19 protein-coding genes are annotated in these 18076 nt (G+C 74.3%); 12 read left to right on the top strand and 7 right to left on the bottom strand.

What is annotated here, in order from left to right:
• Nucleotides 1-41: 41 nt before the first annotated feature.
• From ACFY7C_RS03005 to ACFY7C_RS02965, 9 genes are all read left to right on the top strand, one after another.
• Entirely contained in the window at nt 42-1658 is a 1617-nt protein-coding gene (locus ACFY7C_RS03005; RefSeq protein WP_389642782.1) for an ABC transporter substrate-binding protein, read from the top strand.
• Entirely contained in the window at nt 1655-2647 is a 993-nt protein-coding gene (locus ACFY7C_RS03000) for an ABC transporter permease (protein ID WP_389642779.1), read from the top strand. The genes ACFY7C_RS03005 and ACFY7C_RS03000 overlap by 4 nt, the downstream gene beginning before the upstream one ends.
• Nucleotides 2640-3485: an ABC transporter permease gene (locus ACFY7C_RS02995; RefSeq protein WP_389642776.1), complete on the top strand. Its 846-nt coding sequence runs from the start codon at nt 2640-2642 to the stop codon at nt 3483-3485. The genes ACFY7C_RS03000 and ACFY7C_RS02995 overlap by 8 nt, the downstream gene beginning before the upstream one ends.
• Nucleotides 3482-4852: an ABC transporter ATP-binding protein gene (locus tag ACFY7C_RS02990; protein ID WP_389642773.1), complete on the top strand. Its 1371-nt coding sequence runs from the start codon at nt 3482-3484 to the stop codon at nt 4850-4852. Before ACFY7C_RS02995 ends, ACFY7C_RS02990 begins: the two co-directional genes overlap by 4 nt.
• The gene (locus ACFY7C_RS02985) at nt 4845-5009 is read left to right on the top strand and encodes a hypothetical protein (protein ID WP_389642770.1); all 165 of its coding nucleotides are present in this window, start codon (nt 4845-4847) and stop codon (nt 5007-5009) included. The genes ACFY7C_RS02990 and ACFY7C_RS02985 overlap by 8 nt, the downstream gene beginning before the upstream one ends.
• Nucleotides 5002-5685 carry an ABC transporter ATP-binding protein gene (locus ACFY7C_RS02980; RefSeq protein WP_389642767.1) on the top strand — a complete coding sequence of 228 codons (684 nt, stop codon included), beginning with the start codon at nt 5002-5004 and terminating at the stop codon, nt 5683-5685. Before ACFY7C_RS02985 ends, ACFY7C_RS02980 begins: the two co-directional genes overlap by 8 nt.
• Nucleotides 5682-6314: a hypothetical protein gene (locus ACFY7C_RS02975; protein ID WP_389642764.1), complete on the top strand. Its 633-nt coding sequence runs from the start codon at nt 5682-5684 to the stop codon at nt 6312-6314. The genes ACFY7C_RS02980 and ACFY7C_RS02975 overlap by 4 nt, the downstream gene beginning before the upstream one ends.
• 125 nt (nt 6315-6439) lie before the next feature.
• Nucleotides 6440-6634: a hypothetical protein gene (locus tag ACFY7C_RS02970; protein ID WP_389645919.1), complete on the top strand. Its 195-nt coding sequence runs from the start codon at nt 6440-6442 to the stop codon at nt 6632-6634.
• A gap of 119 nt (nt 6635-6753) precedes the next feature.
• On the top strand, nt 6754-8361 hold the full coding sequence (locus tag ACFY7C_RS02965; protein WP_389642762.1) for a hypothetical protein: 1608 nt from the start codon (nt 6754-6756) through the stop codon (nt 8359-8361).
• Nucleotides 8362-8440: 79 nt separating this feature from the next.
• Here the strand turns inward: ACFY7C_RS02965 and ACFY7C_RS02960 are convergent, their stop codons facing one another.
• From ACFY7C_RS02960 to ACFY7C_RS02950, 3 genes are all read right to left on the bottom strand, one after another.
• Entirely contained in the window at nt 8441-9235 is a 795-nt protein-coding gene (locus ACFY7C_RS02960) for a VOC family protein (RefSeq protein WP_389642759.1), read from the bottom strand.
• A 166-nt stretch (nt 9236-9401) separates the two neighbouring features.
• Nucleotides 9402-10589: a phosphodiester glycosidase family protein gene (locus ACFY7C_RS02955; protein ID WP_389642756.1), complete on the bottom strand. Its 1188-nt coding sequence runs from the start codon at nt 10587-10589 to the stop codon at nt 9402-9404.
• A 164-nt stretch (nt 10590-10753) separates the two neighbouring features.
• Nucleotides 10754-11617, bottom strand: coding sequence for a DUF6585 family protein (locus ACFY7C_RS02950; protein WP_389642753.1), 864 nt, complete (start codon nt 11615-11617; stop codon nt 10754-10756).
• Nucleotides 11618-11740: 123 nt separating this feature from the next.
• Between ACFY7C_RS02950 and ACFY7C_RS02945 the strand changes: the two genes are divergently transcribed.
• Nucleotides 11741-12082: a VOC family protein gene (locus ACFY7C_RS02945; protein WP_389642750.1), complete on the top strand. Its 342-nt coding sequence runs from the start codon at nt 11741-11743 to the stop codon at nt 12080-12082.
• Here the strand turns inward: ACFY7C_RS02945 and ACFY7C_RS02940 are convergent.
• From ACFY7C_RS02940 to ACFY7C_RS02930, 3 genes are all read right to left on the bottom strand, one after another.
• Nucleotides 12061-12588: an NUDIX hydrolase gene (locus ACFY7C_RS02940; protein WP_389642747.1), complete on the bottom strand. Its 528-nt coding sequence runs from the start codon at nt 12586-12588 to the stop codon at nt 12061-12063. The two genes, ACFY7C_RS02945 and ACFY7C_RS02940, sit on opposite strands and share 22 nt — an antisense overlap.
• Nucleotides 12589-12668: 80 nt before the next feature.
• The gene (locus ACFY7C_RS02935) at nt 12669-13799 is read right to left on the bottom strand and encodes a YncE family protein (protein ID WP_389642744.1); all 1131 of its coding nucleotides are present in this window, start codon (nt 13797-13799) and stop codon (nt 12669-12671) included.
• 159 nt (nt 13800-13958) lie between these two features.
• Nucleotides 13959-15068, bottom strand: coding sequence for a molybdopterin-dependent oxidoreductase (locus tag ACFY7C_RS02930; protein ID WP_389642741.1), 1110 nt, complete (start codon nt 15066-15068; stop codon nt 13959-13961).
• Between the two features lie 161 nt (nt 15069-15229).
• On the opposite strand from ACFY7C_RS02930, the gene ACFY7C_RS02925 reads away from it, so the two are divergent.
• Complete coding sequence (locus tag ACFY7C_RS02925; RefSeq protein ID WP_389642738.1) at nt 15230-15811, top strand: Type-2Aa cytolytic delta-endotoxin; 582 nt, start codon at nt 15230-15232, stop codon at nt 15809-15811.
• 105 nt (nt 15812-15916) lie between these two features.
• The gene (locus tag ACFY7C_RS02920) at nt 15917-17083 is read left to right on the top strand and encodes an alpha-hydroxy-acid oxidizing protein (protein ID WP_389642735.1); all 1167 of its coding nucleotides are present in this window, start codon (nt 15917-15919) and stop codon (nt 17081-17083) included.
• A 68-nt stretch (nt 17084-17151) separates the two neighbouring features.
• Here the strand turns inward: ACFY7C_RS02920 and ACFY7C_RS02915 are convergent, their stop codons facing one another.
• Complete coding sequence (locus tag ACFY7C_RS02915) at nt 17152-18048, bottom strand: NAD(P)-dependent oxidoreductase (protein WP_389642732.1); 897 nt, start codon at nt 18046-18048, stop codon at nt 17152-17154.
• Nucleotides 18049-18076 lie beyond the last annotated feature (28 nt).

Genomic DNA, 18076 nt, shown 5'->3' with positions numbered 1-18076 from the left:
TTTCGCAATAACAGTTGATCTTCAAGAGGGGTGTGGACATCATGGCCGCCCGAACCGTCCGCCGCGCGACCGCCGCGATACTCACGGGGGCCGTCGCCCTCACCGCGGCGGCCTGCTCCGACCCCGGCAACGGCGCAGCCGGCTCCGGCGGCCCCGGTGACTCCGCGGTCGTCGGCATCGCCTACGAGCCCGAGACCCTCAGCCCCCTCCTCGGCTACGGCAAGGACGGCAACTCCAAGATCTTCGACGGGCTCCTCGCCTTCGGCGCCGACATGAAGCTCGAGCCCGCCCTCGCCGCCGCCCTGCCCACGGTCAGCGCCGACGGCCTCACCTACACCTACAAGCTGCGTCCCGGCGTGACGTTCTCCGACGGCAAGCCCTTCACCGCCGCCGACGTCGTCTTCACCTACCGGACCATCCTCGACCCGAAGACCAACAACCCCTCCAGGACCGAGCTCGACGCCCTGAAGGACGTCAAGGCCGTCGGCGACGACACCGTCGTCTTCACCCTCAAGTACCCCTACGCGCCCTTCGCCGAGCGCACCGTCCTCGCCATCGCCCCGCAGCACGTCGCCGGCGCGCAGGACGTCAACACCGGCCCCTTCACCACCAAGCCGGTCGGCACCGGCCCGTACGTCCTCACCGGCTGGTCCAAGGGCGAGAAGCTCAGCTTCCAGGCCAACCCGAACTACTGGGGCGGCGCCCCGGCCGTGAAGAAGTTCACCATGGCCGTCATCAAGGACGACGACGTCCGCGCCACCCGCCTGCGGGCCGGCGACCTCGACGGCGCCATCCTGCCGCCCAACCTCGCCGCCGGCTTCACGCATGACAAGACGAAGAAGACCTGGGCGGCGAAGACCTACGACTACCGCACGGTCACCCTGCCCACCCACCACGAGGTCAGCGGTGACACCGCGATCCGCCGCGCCCTCGACCTCGCCGTCGACCGGCAGGCCATGGTCGACAAGATCCTCGAAGGCGCGGGCAAGCCCGCCTACGGGCCCGTCCCCACCGACAGCCCCTGGTTCGCCAAGGGCACCGAACGCCGCCACGACCTCGCCGGAGCGAAGAAGATCCTCGACGAGGCCGGCTGGAAGCCCGGCCCCGACGGCGTCCGCGTCAAGAACGGCGTCCGCGCCGCCTTCCCGCTCTGGTACCTCTCCGGCGACAAGCTCCGCCAGGACCACGCCCTCGCCTACGCCTCCGACGCCAAGAAGGCCGGCATCGACATCACCACCCAGGCCGGCACCTGGGAGGTCATCGAACCCCGCATGAAGACCGACGCCGTCCTCGCCGGCGGCGGCTCGCCCGGCGACCCCGACTTCGACCAGTACCTCCTGCTGAAGTCCTCCCTCGGCGGCGACGGCTTCAACAACATGGCCTGGTACGACAACAAGACCGTCGACCGCGCCCTGGAGGACGGCCGCCGCACCGACGACCCCGCGAAGCGCCACGCCGCCTACGACACCGTCCAGCGCGAACTGGTGAAGAACCCCGGCTACACCTTCCTCACCCACATCGACCACCTCTACGTCGTCGCCGACCGCTGGGACGGACTCTCCACCCAGACCGAGCCGCACGACCACGGCCTGGCCTCCGGCCCCTGGTGGAACGTCGAGGACTGGAAGCCGAAGGGCAGCGGAGCGACCGCGAAGTGAGCCGACGCCTCCCCTGGGGAGCCATGGCCCGGATGACGGGACGGCGCGCCCTCGCCGCCGTCCCCGTCCTCCTCGGCGTCACCCTCGCGGTCTTCGCCGTCGCCGCCGCCTCCCCGTTCGACCCCGTCAAGGCCTACGCCGGCACCGCCGGCCTCACCGCCTCCCAGGAGCACCTCGACCAGCTGCGCGCCAACCTCGGCGTCGACCGGCCCTGGTTCGGCCGCTGGTGGCAGTGGCTCACCCACGCCGTCACCGGCGACCTCGGCGACTCCAGCGTCATGCGCCAGCCCGTCGCCGACGTCATCGCCGAGCGCGTCGGCTGGTCCGCGCTGCTCGCCGCCACCGCGTTCCTGGTCGCCATCACCCTCGGCACCGCGCTCGGCGTCCTCGCCGGCCGCCGCCGCGGCGGCCTCCTCGACCGGGCCGTCAGCTCCGCCGCGTACACCCTGGAAGCCGCCCCCGCCTTCTGGCTCGGACTGCTCGCCATCTGGTTCTTCTCCCTGAAGCTCGGCGCGCTGCCGGCCGGCGGCCTCACCGACACCGCGAGCGAGACCGTCACCGCCGGCCAGGTCGCCACCCACCTCGTCCTGCCCGCACTCGTCCTCGGGATCTCCCAGCTGCCCTGGTTCTTCCTGTACGTACGCCAAGGCGTCGGCGACGCCCTGGAAGAGGACCCGGTGCGCGGCGCCCGCGCCCGCGGCCTCGCCGAACGGACCGTCCTCACCGGCCACGCCCTGCGCTCCGGAATGCTGCCCATGCTCACCCTCGTCGGCTCCCGGGTGCCCGAACTCATCACCGGCGCCCTCCTCGTGGAGACCGTCTTCAGCTGGCCCGGCATCGCCGCCGCCACCGTCCAGGCCGCCGTCTCCGTGGACTTCCCGCTGCTGGCCGCGCTCACCGTGCTCGCCACCGCCGCCGTCCTCCTCGGCAACCTGCTCTCCGACCTCCTGTACGGGCTCGCCGACCCGAGGGTGGGCTTCGATGGCTGACCCCCGCGACGCCCGCACCCGGCGGATCCGCCTGTGGAGCTCCGCGCTCGTCACCGGCGCGGTCGTCCTCGCCGTCCTCCTCGTCCCGCCCCTCGTCCAGCTCGACGAACAGGCCGTCGACCTGGGCAGCAAGCTCCTGCCGCCGTCCTGGGACCACCCCTTCGGCACCGACGACGTCGGCCGCGACCTGCTGCTGCGCTGCGTCTACGGCCTGCGGATCTCGCTGCTCGTCGGCCTGGTCGCGGCGCTCGTCGCCACCGTCATCGGCACCGCCGTCGGCGCCGCCGCCGGAGCGCTCGGCGGCCGCACCGACCGGCTCGTCATGCGGGTCGTCGACGGCTTCGCGTCCGTGCCGCACCTGCTGATGGGCATCTTCATCGTCGCCATGTTCCGGCCGGGCGTCTGGCCGGTGATCGTCTCCGTGGCGCTCACCCACTGGCTGTCCACCGCCCGGATCGTCCGCTCCGAGGTCCTCTCGCTGCGCTCCCGGCCCTTCGTCGACGCCGCGATCTCCGGCGGCGCCTCCCGGTGGCGGATCGCCGTGCGGCACCTGCTGCCCGCCGTCCTGCCGCAGGCCGGTCTCGCCGCCGTCCTCATGGTGCCGCACGCCATGTGGCACGAGTCGGCGCTCTCCTTCCTCGGCCTCGGCCTGCCCAGCCACCAGGCCAGCCTCGGCAACCTCGTCCAGGGCGCGCGCTCCTCGCTGCTGGCCGGCGACTGGTGGCCGACGCTCTTCCCCGGCCTCTTCCTCATCGTGCCGACCCTCGCCGTCGCCGGCCTCGCCGGAGTCTGGCGCGACCGGCTGAACCCCCGCCGCCGATCGGAGCTGATGCTGTGAACGCCGCGAACGATCAGGTCCTGCGCGCCTTGCAGGCCGTCACGGCCGAACGCGCCGGCGACGCCCTGCTCAGCGTCCGCGGCCTCACCGTCCGCTTCCGCCTCCGCGGCGGCCGCACCGTCGCCGCCGTCACCGACGCCACCTTCGACCTGGCACCGGGCGAATGCCTGGCCCTCGTCGGCGAGAGCGGCTGCGGCAAGTCCGTCCTGGCCTCCGCCCTCCTCGGCCTCCTCCCCGCGAACGCGGAGACGCGGGGCACGGCCCTGCTGGCGGGCGGACCGGGCACGCCGGGCGTCGGCGGCGCGGCCGGTCGTCGGGCCGGTGGTGCCGACGCGCGTGGGGGCGACGGGCTGCGGGCCGCCGTCGACGGGTACGGCTCCCCCGCGCGGGGCGGGGGGCCCGGATCATACGGGGGCGCGGTCGGCCGTCGGGCCGGTGGTGTCGACCGGCACGGCTCGGTCGACGCGCGTGGGGGCGACGGACCGCGGGCCGCCGTCGACGGGCACGGCTCAGCCGCGCGGGGCGGGGGGCCCGGATCGTACGGCGGGGACCGGACGGCGGGCCGGGGCCCCGAGCGCCACGCCGACCCGGATGGCGGCTCCGGCGCGCGCGAGGGGGACGGGACGGGGTGTCCGCCCGTCGTCGACCTGCTCGCCGCCGACGAGCGGACGCTCGCCCGGACCGTGCGCGGGCGGCGGATCGGACTGGTGCCGCAGAGTCCGGCCGCGCATCTCACGCCGGTGCGGACCGTGCGGGCGCAGCTGGAGGAGACCGTCCGGGCGCTCACGGACACGCCCCGCCGGGAGCGGCGGGCGGCGGCGGAGGCCGCGGCCGAGCGGGCCGCCTTCCCGCCGGGGCACCTCGACCGCTATCCGCACGAGCTGTCCGGCGGCCTCGCCCAGCGGGCGGCCACCGCCCTCGCCCTCATCGGCGACGCGCCGCTGCTGCTCGCCGACGAGCCCACCACGGGGCTGGACCGCGAGCTCGTCGACCGCACCGCCGACGAGCTGCGCCGCCACGCCGACCAGGGCAAGGCCCTGCTGCTCATCACCCATGACCTGGCGGCGGCCCGGCGGGTGGCCGACCGGGTGGCCGTCATGTACGCGGGGCGGATCGTCGAGATCGCGTCCGCCGACCGCTTCTTCGGCGAGCCCGGCCCCCGGCACCCGTACGCCAGGGGACTGCTCGACGCCCTCCCGGAGCGCACCTTCACCCCGATCCCCGGCCTGCCGCCCGAACTGTCGAACCTGCCCGACGGCTGCGCCTTCGCCCCGCGCTGCGCCGTGGCGAGCGACACCTGCGCCACCCGCCCTGACCTCCTCGCCGGCGTCGCCTGCCACCACCCCGACGGAGCGTTCCGTGCGTGAAATGACCGACGTCACCGCCGGGTACGACCGGCGTGACCCCGTCCTGCGCGGCGCGAGCCTCGCCGTCGGCCTGCTCGGCCCGAGCGGCTGCGGGAAGTCCACCCTGGCCCGGGTCGCCGCCCTGCCGCATCACCTCGACGGAGCGTTCCGTGCTTGAACTGACCGACGTCACCGCCGGGTACGACCGGCGCAAGCCCGTTCTGCGCGGCGCGAGCCTCGTCGTCGCGCCCGGTGAGGCCGTCGGCCTGCTCGGCCCGAGCGGCTGCGGGAAGTCCACCCTGGCCCGGGTCGCCGCCCTGCTGCACCGTCCCGATGCCGGTCGGGTCGTGCTCGACGGTGCCGAGGTCCGGGGGTGGCGGCACCGCGCTCCGCGCGCGTTGCGCACGGCCGTCGGCGTCGTCTTCCAGCAGCCTCGCCTGTCGGCCGACCCCCGGCTGCGGCTCGCCGACCTGATCGTCGAGCCGCTGCGCGCGACCGGCCGCCGGGCCGAGGCCGCGGAGCGGCTCGCGGCCCTGGTGCCCGCCGTCGGGCTCACCGAGGATCTGCTCGGCCGCCGGCCGCACGAGGTCAGCGACGGCCAGCTGCAGCGGGCCTGTCTGGCCCGCGCGCTGGTCCTGCGGCCCCGCTGGCTGATCTGCGACGAGATGACCGCCATGCTCGACGCCTCGACCACCGCAGCCCTCGTCGCGGCCGTCGAGACCTATCGCGCCGAGACCGGCGCGGGCCTGCTCGCCGTCGGCCACGACCGGGTGCTCCTGGAACGCTGGTGCGACCGCACGGTCGAGTGGGCCGATTGCCTGGCCGCCGGACGCCCGGGAGAGAATGCGGCATGACCGGCCCCTGGGCGCCGCTGCCCGACGACCACCCCCTCGGCGGGCTCCGCCCCGTCCTGGACGGGGCGGACGCCGAGCTCGGGCACGAGCCGAGCGAGGGCTTCGAGGACCGCTGCTGGGTCCTGCACGCCATCCGCGACGCCGACGGCCGGCGGCTGCGCTGGCGCGAGGTCCTGGCCACGGCCGGCCGGCGCCTGGAGGACTGGCCGCACCCTCCCTCGTACCTGCTCTTCGAGGGCATCGCGGGCACGGACGCGTACGAGGGCCCCTCGGACGGCGAGATCGACCACGAGACCCTCGCACGGCTCGTCGACGTCCTCTCCCGGTACGGCCCCGAGGGACCCGACACGCCCTGCTACGCCGTCCACGCCGGCATCGAACGGGCGGACCGGCCGCTCCCGGCCCGCCTCGGACGGCTCGCCGACGCCCCCGCGCACCACACCACGCAGTGGGAGAATTTCCCCGCCAACTGGTGGGCCGTCGACGGAAGTTGGTTTGTGCTCACCGACTGGGACCTGTGCGCCACCGAGGTCTTCGGCAGCGCCGGTCTGATCGCCGCCCTCCTCGCCGACGAGGAGCTCGAAGCGGTCCGCCGTCCGAGCATCGCGGAAGCCCTGGCCAGAGGCTGAGAAACGGCCGCGACCGGAACGTCACCCGGATGGCCGCCGCGCCATGCACCCGTCCGGATCGTCCCTTACGTCACACTGTCCGCCGAACGCCGCAATTCCGGTGCGGCGCAAGGAGGGTGAGCGTGATGGCCATTTCCGTCTCCGTGGTGCTGCTTCTGCTGATCCTGGCCGTGATCTTTCTCCGCAGCGGCGGCCTCAAGGTCTCGCACGCGATCGTCTGCGCCCTGCTCGGCTTCTTCCTGGCCAGCACCAGCATGGCGCCCACGATCCAGAACGGCGTGGCCGCCACCGCCAACGTGGTCTCCAGCCTCAGGCCCTGATCGTTTCACCACCGTGAAGTGCCCATGAAACACCGGGCCTTTCCATGTACATCTCCCACCCTCGGGCCTACCGTCGGCCGCCGGCGCGACCTTCGTACGCACGGACCCGAGGAGCCCCAGTGACCACCCGTCCCCCGACCCGGCGAGCCCCGGCCCGGCGAGCCCGCGCACTCGCGCTGACCGCCGCGGTGGGCGCGACCGTCCTCGCGCTCGCCACCCCCGTCGCCCACGCCGACGAGATACCCCTCGCCCCCGGCCACCGCCTCGTCCAGCACGACTACGGCGCTCCCGCCACCGCCCGCCCCCTCCCCGGCGAGGCCCCGCCCCAGCACCCCCACCTCGCCCCCAACGGCCGCAGCGGCATGCACGCCGACGCCGCCGGCAGCGGCACCCATCCCTACCCCGGGCCGCTCGGCCGGGCCCCGCGCGTCGACAGCGAGAGGATCGCCGCACTCGGCGGCGAGTGCGCCACCGTCACCTTCGACACCGGCGGTCGGCTCGTCACCGTCTGCGGCACCTTCAACGGCTTCCTGCTCAAGCTGCTCGACCCGCGCACCCTGGACACCCTCGCCGAGCACCGCCTGCCGCAGCGGTCCTCCACCGTCGAGGCCGTCACCCGCCTCGACTTCGAGAAGATCTTCAAGGACACCTCCGGCGGCGCCTACTTCTACCTCGACGACCGCGACCGGGTCGTCCTCGCCGACTCCCGCCAGCACGTCCTGCGCATCGCCCACCGCCAGAGGACCGACGGCGCCTGGGAGTTCGTCGTCGAGGACGACTGGGACCTGACCTCCCTCGTCCCGCACGACTGCGTCAGCTGGACCAACCTCTTCCCCAGCGGCGTCTGCGACCCCGTCACCTCCGTCATGCCCGACTGGGACGGCCGGATCTGGTGGGTCACCCGCCTCGGCAGGGTCGGCACCCTCGACCCCGCAACCGGCGCGCTGCGCGCCGTGAGACTTGTGGGCGAGGAGATCCAGAACTCCTTCTCCGTCGCCGAGGACGGCGTCTCCATCGTCTCCGACCACGCCCTCTACAGCTTCCGCGCCGACCCCGACGGCACCCCGCGCGTCCAGTGGCGCCAGACCTACGACCGGGGCACCGGCACCAAGCCCGGCTCCGTGAACCAGGGCTCCGGCACCACACCGGACCTCTTCGGCCAGGGCGGCGAGAAATACGTCGCCATCACCGACAACGCCGACGACCGGATGAACGTGCTCGTCTACCGGCGCGGCACGGACGTCGCCGACGCCGACCGCCTCGTCTGCTCCGTCCCGGTCTTCGGCCCCGGCGCCTCCACCACCGACAACTCCCTGATCAGCTGGGGGAACAGCCTCGTCGTCGAGAACAACTACGGCTACGAGAACCCCACCTCGCTCACCTTCGGCCGCAGCGTCGTCGGCGGCGCCACCCGCATCGACGTCCGCCCCGACGGCAGCGGCTGCGACACCGTGTGGGAGAGCGACGTCCGCTCCCCGTCCACCGTGCCCAAGCTCTCCACCGCCAACGGCCTCCTCTACTTCTACGAGAAGCGGCCGAACGCCCTCGGCATCGACGCCTGGTACCTGACGGCCGTCGACTTCCGCTCCGGCGACAAGGTCTGGTCGCGGCTCACCGGTACCGGACCCGCCTACGACAACAACTGGGCGCCGATCACCATCGGCCCGGACGGCGCCGCGTACATCGGCGTCTTCAACGGCATCGTCTCCGTCCGCGACGGAGCCTGACCCCGGGCGCCGCACGCGAGGGTGCCCGGGACCCCCGTGGCCCCGGGCACCCGTGTCCGCGAGGGGACGGGCGGGCCGGTCACTCCATCTCGGGCATCTCGCCGACCGTCGTCCGCACGTCGATCACCGCGAACGCCGCGCCCTGCGGGTCCATGAGCGCCGCGAACCGGCCGAACGGGCTGTCCATCGGCCCGAACACCTTCCGGCCGCCGGCCCGCTCGGCCGCCTCGACGGCCTTGTCGCAGTTGTCGACCGCGAAGTAGATCTGGATGTACGCCGGGATGTCGGCCGGGAAGTCCTCCGCCGTCATCACCATCCGGCCGAGCACGGGATCGGCACCGAGGTCGAAGACCCGGTAGTCCATCTGCTCGTCCTTGATCTTCTTGGAGTTGAAGCCGAAGACCCGGGTGAAGAAGTCGTCGGCCTTCGCCGGCTCACGGGTGAACACCTCCGCCCACACATAGCTGCCCGCCTCGCCCTGGAGCTCGAAGCCCTCGTGGGTGCCGCCCTGCCACACGCCGAAGACCACGCCCGTGGGGTCCTGCCCGAGGCACATGGAACCGAAGTCGCCCACCTGCATGGGCTCCATCAGGACCGCGCCACCCGCGGCCCTGATCTTCTCGGCCGTGGCGGCGACGTCGGGTGAGGCGAAGTAGAGACACCAGGCCGACTTGGGCTCGCCGTCCTGGCCGGGCATCGGCGGCACCACCGCCGCGACCGCCTTGCCGTTCTTGTAGGCCTGGGTGTAGTTGCCGTACTCCGACGAGGACTCGCCGAAGGTCCAGCCGAGCACGTCGGCGTAGAACGTCTTCGCGCCCTCGATGTCGGTGAACATCGCGTCGGTCCAGATCGGGGTGCCTTCAGGTGAGGGCATGACGTACTCGCTTCCGATTCGATTGACGTCGCTGTCTCACCGGCCACGCTAGCCACGACCGGCCCACTCCGCTCGGTGACCCACCGTGACCACCCCGTCCGGTCGCCCCGACCGCGTCCCGAGGCGTCCCGACGGCCTCCCGTCCGGGTCCCGTCCGACGTCCCGCTCAGCCGCGCGAGAAAACCCCGATCCCGTTCGGAACCGGCCGCTCGACGCCCCCGCTCGGGTGGTTGCGCACCGTCACCGACGTCTCGCCCGCCGCCCGGGCGACCAGCGTCGACGAGCCCCCGCCGTCCAGATTGAAACCGTCCCGCGCACCCGCCTTCGCCAGCAGCGCCGCGACCTCGGCCAGCGTCAGTCCCCGCCCGAGACCCCGCGAGCCGTCCAGCGCCATCAGCAGCACCCCGCGCCCGCCGTCCGTGATCCCCGCCGCCGTCCGCACCGCCGGAGTGACGTCGTCCAGGCCGGTCGCCGGTGCGCCGTCACGCAGCAGCGGATGGCCACCGATCGCGAAGCGGTACGGAACGCGGGAACCCTCCGCGACCAGCCGGTGGCGCACCCGCACCCGGTCGCCCACCGCCAGGGCCCGCAGCCGCCTGGCCCCCTCCTCGCGCCCCACCAGGACCTCGGTGTCCTTCGCCACCGGACCGCGCCCCGGTCCTTCCGCCACCGCCACCACCCGACCGGCGCGCACCGTCACCTCGTACGTCTCCCTGGCACACGGCGCGCCACGGTCGGTGTCCGTCCCGCACACCGCGCGCAGCCGCGACGCCCGGCCCCACGCGGCGGTGAACACGCCGACGGACCCGACGGGCAGCGCGTACTGGTTGAGCCCGCCCAGCGGGAAGGACCCCTCCGGGCCGTCGACCGAACCGTCCAGGACCAGTCGGCCCATCCGCGCCCGGTGGTCCGTGCCAAGGCCGAACACCTCGCGCGTCCCCGTCCCCGGCGGCAGCCGCGGCCCGAACCGCTGCCCCCGGGGCACCGCCGCCTTCAGCTCCCGTCCGTCGGCGACGGCGGGCCCGACCGGCGCACCGGTCGCCTCCACGCCCGAATGCTGGGTCTCGGAGAGATGGAAGAAGTCCCCGTTGATCCCGGCGACCGCCCCGCGCGCGTTCGCGAGGCGGGACAGCGGCGCCCGCGCCGCGACCACCCCCGGATACAGCAGACCGACCTCGACGCCCTTGCGGCGGAGGTCGACGGAGAGCAGATGCACCCGGACCCTCCCGTGCGCCCCCGTCGTCTCGAAGCTGCGATACGACACCCCCGGCGCCGGATCCCGCCCGCTCTCCGCACCCGCCGCCCCGGGCGCGAGCCCCAGCGCCACCGCGCACCAGACGAGCAGCAGGGCCACGACCGTACGCGGCCGCGTCCGTCGACACCTCACAGATCCCCCCGGTCTCCCCGGTCCCGCCCCGCGTCCCCGACGCCCCAGCACCCTCCTGGAGCTCACTCCAATGTCCCAACGCGAACGGAGCCTGGCCAGACGCCCCTTCGGGTGACACGGGATCCGGCCACTCAGCGGCGGAACTCGCGCGCGTGCGGAAACAGCTCCTTCACCAGCGCCCAGAAGACCGGGAAGTCGGGGATCTCCCGCGCCTCGCGCGCCCAGCGGCCGGACCCCGCCGTCCGCACCACGACCAGCCCGTCGCCGCGCCACTCGAACCGCCGCACCCGCTCCCACGGTGCCGTCCCCGACGGCAGCCGGATGCCCTCCGCGTGCAGCGCCACGTCGCCGAACTCGACCCGCTCGCCGTCCTCCAGCGCCGTCACCGCCGGCGCCAGCGCCCGGCGCACCGTCTCGTCCAGGACGATCTGCGCCAGCTCACGGATCTGGGGATCGCTCGGGCGCGGCACCGTCTCCTCGTCGAGGAACCCGCCGACCGTCACCCCGTGCCGCCCCCCGGTGCGCAGCCGGTACGCGTAGTGCGTGCCCGTGTAGCCGCCGTTGACGTAGGTGCGCGTGACATCCTGGTGCATCGCCGTGACGGACCGCCAGGGCACGGCCCGCGCCGTGCCGTTCTCGCCGGGGCAGACCAGACCCCGCTCGTACAGGTATACGTACTCCCCGGGGCGCAGGGTCACCGCCGGCGCTGGGAACGACCGCCACAGGAACCAGCCCAGGGCTCCGAACGGCAGCAGTAACAGGGGTACGCCGAGGCCCGGCCCGACCAGACGCGTCGCCAGGGCCGGCACCACGAGGGCGGCGCCCGCGAGCAGCAGGACGAGATATGGCCCCAACGGCCTTCGGCGCGGCGTTGGTTCGTCCGTGGCGTGCCGGGCGCGGAAACCCCGCAGATAGACCCCGAGCCCCGCCTCCCGCGCCGCCCGTGTCGCCGTCTCGTCCGGCGGAGGCACCGTCACCCGGTCGAGCTGCCCCATAGCGCATCCCCCCATCGGCATGATGACAGCCGCCCCGCGCCCGTGCCAGAGCCCCGGCGAACCGCTTCCTCCCGCCCCTGCCGGCCTTCCCGGCCGCCCCGGAGCGATGAGAGGATCACGATCATGGGTATCGAAACCGTGGTCGCGCGGCAGCGCGTGGACGACCTCGACGCGGCCGTCCCCTTCTACGAGAAGCTGACCGGCGCGCCCGCGAACCGCTTCGCCTTCGCCGGCGTCAGCCTGGCGAGCGTCGGACCCTTCCTGCTCTTCAGCGGCTCGGACGAGGCCGTGGCGCAGGTGGCCCGGGTGGCCGCCACGCTGACGGTCCCGGACGTGGCCGAGGCGGTCGCGGAAGCCGTGGCGGCCGGAGCCGAGGTGGTCATGCCCCCCGCGCCCACGCCGAACGGGCACCGTGCGGTGCTGCGGCACCCGCACGGCGGGATCTACGAGTACGTCGGACCCTGACCCCGACCCCGACCCCGGGCGTCGACGGGGCGGGGCTCCACCCCGTACCGGTGGAACGGACCCTCGGGCAGCGGTAGTTCGGGCAGCCAGAAGCCCAGGGCCTGCGCCGAGGGAAGGAAGAGGGACTCCGGCAGCCGGTCGGGTGCGAACCACTCCCAGCGGTCGATCTTGTCGGGCTCGGCCACGGCCGGCGTGCCCGTGTGGGCGTGGACGACCGTGGCCGCGGTCATCCGGGTGAGCTCGGCCGAGGTCGCGGTGTCGAGGATCAGACCGATCACCGAGACATCGGCCGGCGAGGCCACGAGCGTGGTCTCCTCGGCGAGTTCGCGCACCGCCGCCTGCTCGATGGACTCACCCGGCTCCACCTTGCCGCCGGGCAGCTCCCACACGCCCGAGCGGTGCAGACCGAGCAGGACCCGGCCGGCCCCGTCCGTCACCACCACGCCCGCGCCCAGGGAGGCCTGGGCGTCGGGCGGCTGGGCGTTGCGGTGGGCGGGGACGGTCATGGCGGGTCTCCTCGTACGGGGCCGGGTCCGGCCACCAGCCAACACCATCGCGCCGACACCGCGCTCACGGGGCAGACCCCTCACAGGACCGCGATGCCCAGCGGACGCGCCCCCGCCGGCAGGCGCCGCGCGGATCCGTCCGTCAGGTCCACGACCGTGACGCCGTCCCAGAAGCCGTCCCGGGTGAACCCGCCCGTGACATAGGCGGTGCGGCCGTCCGCTGACACGGCGACGTTCTCGTGGGGGCCGTCCAGCGGGAACACGCGCTCGGAGCCGTCGGGCGAGCGCACGGTGAGCGAGGGCCCCCGGTCGGTCGCGGGATCGATGGGGCCCGTGCCGACGGTCAGAAGGGTGCCGTCGGGCGTGACCGTCACGCCGTGCTGGTGGGTGTTCGCCGTCATCGGCCGGATCTCCGAGCGGCCGGTGCGCGGATCGACCACCACGAGCCGCTCGCCCTCGAAGGGCAGCAGGAGCCGCCCGTCCGAGGGCCGTACGGCCGCGTAGTGCGGCTTCAGCCACGAGCCGAGCCCGCCCTCGGTGCCGTACGGGGCCACCTCGATCCGGCGGGTCCGCAGGGTGTCGGCCCGGACCACGGTCACGTCGAAGGAGTCGTGGTTCGTCGCGTACACCTCCGAGCCGTCGCGCGAGACGTCCACGTCGAAGGGGCGCCGGCCGACCGGCACCCGGTCGGTGACCTTCAGCGACGCGGTGTCGAGCACCTCCAGAGTGCCGTTGCCGCCGGGCATGTTGACCCCGACGTAGACCCGGCGGCCGTCCGGCGAGAGCGCGATGCCCATCCCGCCGCCCCGGTACTCGCCGCCGGTCACGGGCCCCGACGCCGTCCGGTACGGCACGAGCGCCAGGCGCGTGCGGGTGCCGGTGTCCACGACGGCCACCCCCTCGGCCGTCGCGACCCAGGCGCGGCCGTCGGCGCCGAGGACCAGGCCGTACGGCGCGGTGCCGACCTCGACCGAGGCGAACGGCCCTCGGGCGGGGTCCACGAAGGTGACGGTGTCGGAGCCGAAGTCGGCCACGAGGAGCGTGCCCGCGGGGGTGCGGCCCGACGGCGAGGGCACCGCGTTCTGCGCCGGCGGGGCGGCCGTCGCCGGGCGGCTTTCGGCGGCCCGCACGGGCTCCCCACCGCCCTGGGCACAGCCCGCGAGCAGGGCGACGGACGCGGCCAGCACGACGAGGGCACGGGATCGGTTCATGGGGGGAGCTCCCAGGGGGCACGGCGGACGGGCGTCGGGAGCGCGCCGTGCGGCCCGCCCCCGTCTCCCATGCTCCGGCCGCTCCCACCGGCCCCGGGTCAGCCGATCGGCTGACCCGGCGGTCGCTCCCCGGGCGAGGAGCGGGGTCGCGCCGGCCGCTCAGACGACCACCACGTCGACCGCGGCGACGGTGTTGCAGCCGTAGCCCTGGGCGTTCCACGGGGCCTGCTCCGGCTGGGTGGCGCCGCGCGCGTCGGTGGCCCGCGCGAGCACCCGATAGCGCCCGGGAGAGTGCGGCGTCCAGCGCAGCGACCAGCCCGTCCAGGCGTACGGCCCCGAGGGCTCCTCGAGGGCCGCGTCCCGCCAGCCGACCGCCGCCCCGGCGGCTGCCCCGGCCTCCGGCTCGTCCTCCGGCACGGTCCGGACCTCCACCCGGCGGACCGGCACGCCGTCGCCCGACCAGGCCCGGCCGCGCACCACCGCGGCCCGGCCGCGCCGCAGGTCCTCGTCGGGCTCGGGCGCGGTGATCAGCGACTTGACCCGCAGCGGGCCCACCGGCCCCTCGGGGACGCCGCGCGCGTCGACGTACACGTACTCCTCGGTCTGGAAGACCCCCTCGAACGGCCGCGTGACCGCCCGCGCCCCGACCAGCCACTTCACGTCCGCCACGGCGAAACGGCCCGGCCCCACAAGGCGCACCGGGGCGCCGTGCCCGGCCGTGAGCGGCGCGCCGCCCTGGTGGGTGGCGAGGAGGGTGTCGGGGTGGAGGGCGACGGACAGCGGAAGGCTGCGCCGGAAGGCGGTGGGCCTGCCGTGGACGCTGCCGGAGTCGGCGCCGGTGAAGACGAACTCGACCGCGTCCGGCTCCACTCCGGCCCGCTCGGCGAGCAGCCGGAACGGCACGCCCGCGAACCGGACGCAGCCGACCGCCCGCTGCCCCCAGGGCAGGCCGGGCGGCGTCGGCGTCATCGACGTCCGCCCGTTGCCCGCGCATTCGAGCACCACGTCGAACTCCCGGTGCGCGAGCGCGGCGAGCTCGTCGAGGCCGATGTCGTACGGCGCGCGCACGGCCCCGTCGATCCGCAGCCGCCACGCGCCGGGCGCCGTGCGGGGGACCGCGAAGTGGTCGCGCACGAACAGGGCACCGGCGGGGGTGACCGGTTCGGTCAGGGCGGCCGCCGGTGTCTCGGCGTTGTACGGGTCGGTGGTCACCGTCTCGGGCGACCAGGCGGTGGCGCCCGGCCCGCGCGGGATCACGGAGGGGCACATCGTCCTTCCAGGCTACGCCGGGGACCGGCGGGCCCGGGCCGCCCGTGTGAGCCCCGGCAGGCCCCTCCGCCACCGTCCCGCCGTGGACCCTCCTCCCGCTCCTCCCGGCCACTGGGGCATACTGTCGCCCCCTTGATCAACAGAATGTTTAAGGAGAAGTCTTGGCAGCCAGTTTCAGGACGGTCATCGAGGTCGGCCCCGCCCACCTCGCCCAGGCGGAGGCCCTCGGCCGCGCCTTCCAGGAGGCCATCGCCCCCGCGACCGTGAACTTCGACTTCGACCACATCCGCGACGCCGCCGCCGCGATCCCCGACAGCGACATCGTCAGGATGGTCCGAGGCTGGGGCCTGCAGGAGGAGGCCCCCGTCCTGGTGATGGTGCTCTCCCTCAAGGAGGCCGTACGCCAGGCCCTGCCGCCCGAGTCGGCGGAGGCCTCGTTCTGGGACACCATCGAACGCGAACTCGTCAGCGCCTTCACCGGGCTCGCCGAACAGGAGGGCATGCCCGGCCTCTCCTACTACGAAGAGGCCCCCGACCGCACCCGCTACTACCGCGACCTGTTCTTCGCCCTCCAGGACGAGGGGACCGGCGCCTACCTGTACGCCATCGCCTTCTGCATCGACGTCACCATCGGCCTCGACAAGGCCCGGGTCGGCGCCCTGCGGATGACCGACACCGCCCCCTTCGCCCTCCGGCTCAACGCGATCGTCGTCCGCCAGGACCTCGCGCCCGTCGCCGCCTGACCACCCGCCATCCGTCACGGCCCGCCGTCCCGGGCCATGGCCACGCGCGGGTACCGGGCGGTAGCGTCCCAGCGGCGAAGACCGGCGGAAGGGGACCAGGGCGTGATGAACCAGCGGTTCGGCGACTACCAGAACGAGATCTACCTGGGCGGACTCTTCGGCACGACGCCGAAACTGCCCATGACCTTCGCCGAACTCGAGCGGCGCGCCGAGGCCGCGCTCCCGCCGTCCGTCTGGTCGTACGTCTCCGGAGGCGCCGGCGACGAACACACCCAGCGCGCCAACGCGGAGGCGTTCCACCGCTGGGGACTGGTGCCCCGGATGATGGTCGGCGCCGCCCAGCGCGACCTGTCCGTCGACCTGTTCGGGATGCGGCTGCCCACCCCGCTGCTCATGGCGCCCGTCGGCGTCATAGGCCTCTGCGCCCAGGACGGGCACGGCGACCTCGCCACCGCCCGCGCCGCGGCCGCCACCGGCGTACCGATGATCGCCTCCACCCTCGGCATGGACCCGCTCGAGGACGTCGCCACCGCCTGCGGTGACACCCCGGGCCTCTTCCAGCTCTACACCCCGACCGACCGCGCCCTCGCCGAGAGCCTCGTGCACCGCGCCGAGGCGGCCGGCTTCCGAGGCATCGTCGTCACGCTCGACACCTGGGTCACCGGCTGGCGCCCCCGTGACCTCGCCACCGGCAACTTCCCCCAGCTGCGCGGCCACTGTCTGGCCAACTACACCTCCGACCCGGTCTTCCGCGCCCGACTGGCCAAGGCGCCCGAGGAGGATCCCCAGGCCGCCGTCCTGGAGTGGACCGGCATCTTCGGAAACCCGCTGACCTGGGACGACCTGCCGTGGCTGCGTTCCCTCACCGACCTGCCGCTGATCCTCAAGGGCATCTGCCACCCCGAGGACGTCCGCCGGGCCAGGGACGGCGGAGTCGACGGGATCTACTGCTCCAACCACGGCGGCCGCCAGGCCGACGGCGGACTGCCCGCCCTCGACGCCCTGCCGGACGTCGTCGAGGCCGCCGGGGAACTCCCGGTCCTCTTCGATTCCGGGATCCGCAGCGGCGCCGACGTCGTCAAGGCGCTCGCCCTCGGCGCCACCGCCGTCGCCGTCGGCCGCCCCTACGCCTACGGCCTCGCCCTCGACGGCACCGACGGCATCGTCCACGTCCTGCGCTCGCTGCTCGCCGAGGCCGACCTGGTCATGGCCGTCGACGGCTACCCGACCCTCCCGGACCTCCGGGCGGAGGGGGCCCTGCGCCGGGTCTGACGGACCGGTGGGGCGGCGGACCGCCTCGCGGACGTCACCCGGCAGCCGCTGCTCGCCGGCCCCCGGGGTCAGCGGCGGCCGAGGAACTCGGCGATCCGGGAGAAGCCGTCCGCGCCGTGGCCGAGCGCCACCGTGCGGCGGGCGATCCCCTCGGCGGCCCGCATCACGCTCGCGTCGATGCCGTGCGACTCGGAGGCGTGGACGACATGCGCCATCGTCGACACCGCCGAGGTCAGCGGGTTGCCCTCCCCGGAGAAGGCGCCGCTCTCCATGTCCTCGGCCCACTCCTGGAACACCGGCGGCAGGATCGCTCCGATGCCCTGGGCGAACGGGGCCAGTTCGCGCGGCGAGATGCCCTCCGCGCCGGCCAGCGCGAGCGCGTGGCCGTAGCCCGTCATCGCGGTCCAGAAGATGTCGAGCAGCGCGATGTCGAAGGCCGCCGCACGGCCGACGTCCTCGCCGAGGTGGGTGTGCGTGCCGCCCAGCGCGTCGAGCACCGGGCGGTGTTCACCGTAGAGGTCCGCCGGACCACTGTGGAGGAACACGGCCGCCGGCGTGCCGATGGTCGGCGTCGGCGTCATGATCGCGCCGTCGAGATAGGCGATGCCGTGCTCACCGGCCCACCGCCCGGTGTCCCGGGCCCGCTCGGGAACGTCGGCGCTCAGATTGACCAGGGTGCGCCCCTTGAGCGCGGCCGTGACGTCCTCCTGGCGGAGCACGGCGTCCGTGGCGTCGTAGTTGACCAGGCAGGCCACGGTCAGCGGGCTCGCCGCCACCGCCTCGGCGGCGCTCGCCGCCCCGATCGCGCCCCGCTCGATCAGCTCGCGGTCACGGCCCGGCGTGCGGTTCCACACGGTGGTGCGCACCCCGGCGGCCACGAAGGCACCGGCCAGCGCGCGGCCCATGGGGCCGAGCCCGATCACGGTGACGGACCGCTCCGGCGCGGGCTGCGGGGAAGAAGACATGACGGAACTCCCTTGTAACGGAAAGCAT

Source organism: Streptomyces sp. NPDC012769 (assembly GCF_042901205.1).
In the GTDB taxonomy this organism is placed as follows: domain Bacteria; phylum Actinomycetota; class Actinomycetes; order Streptomycetales; family Streptomycetaceae; genus Streptomyces.
The sequence above is the reverse complement of the archived record's forward strand: the minus strand, read 5'-3'. Positions and strand labels throughout refer to the sequence as shown.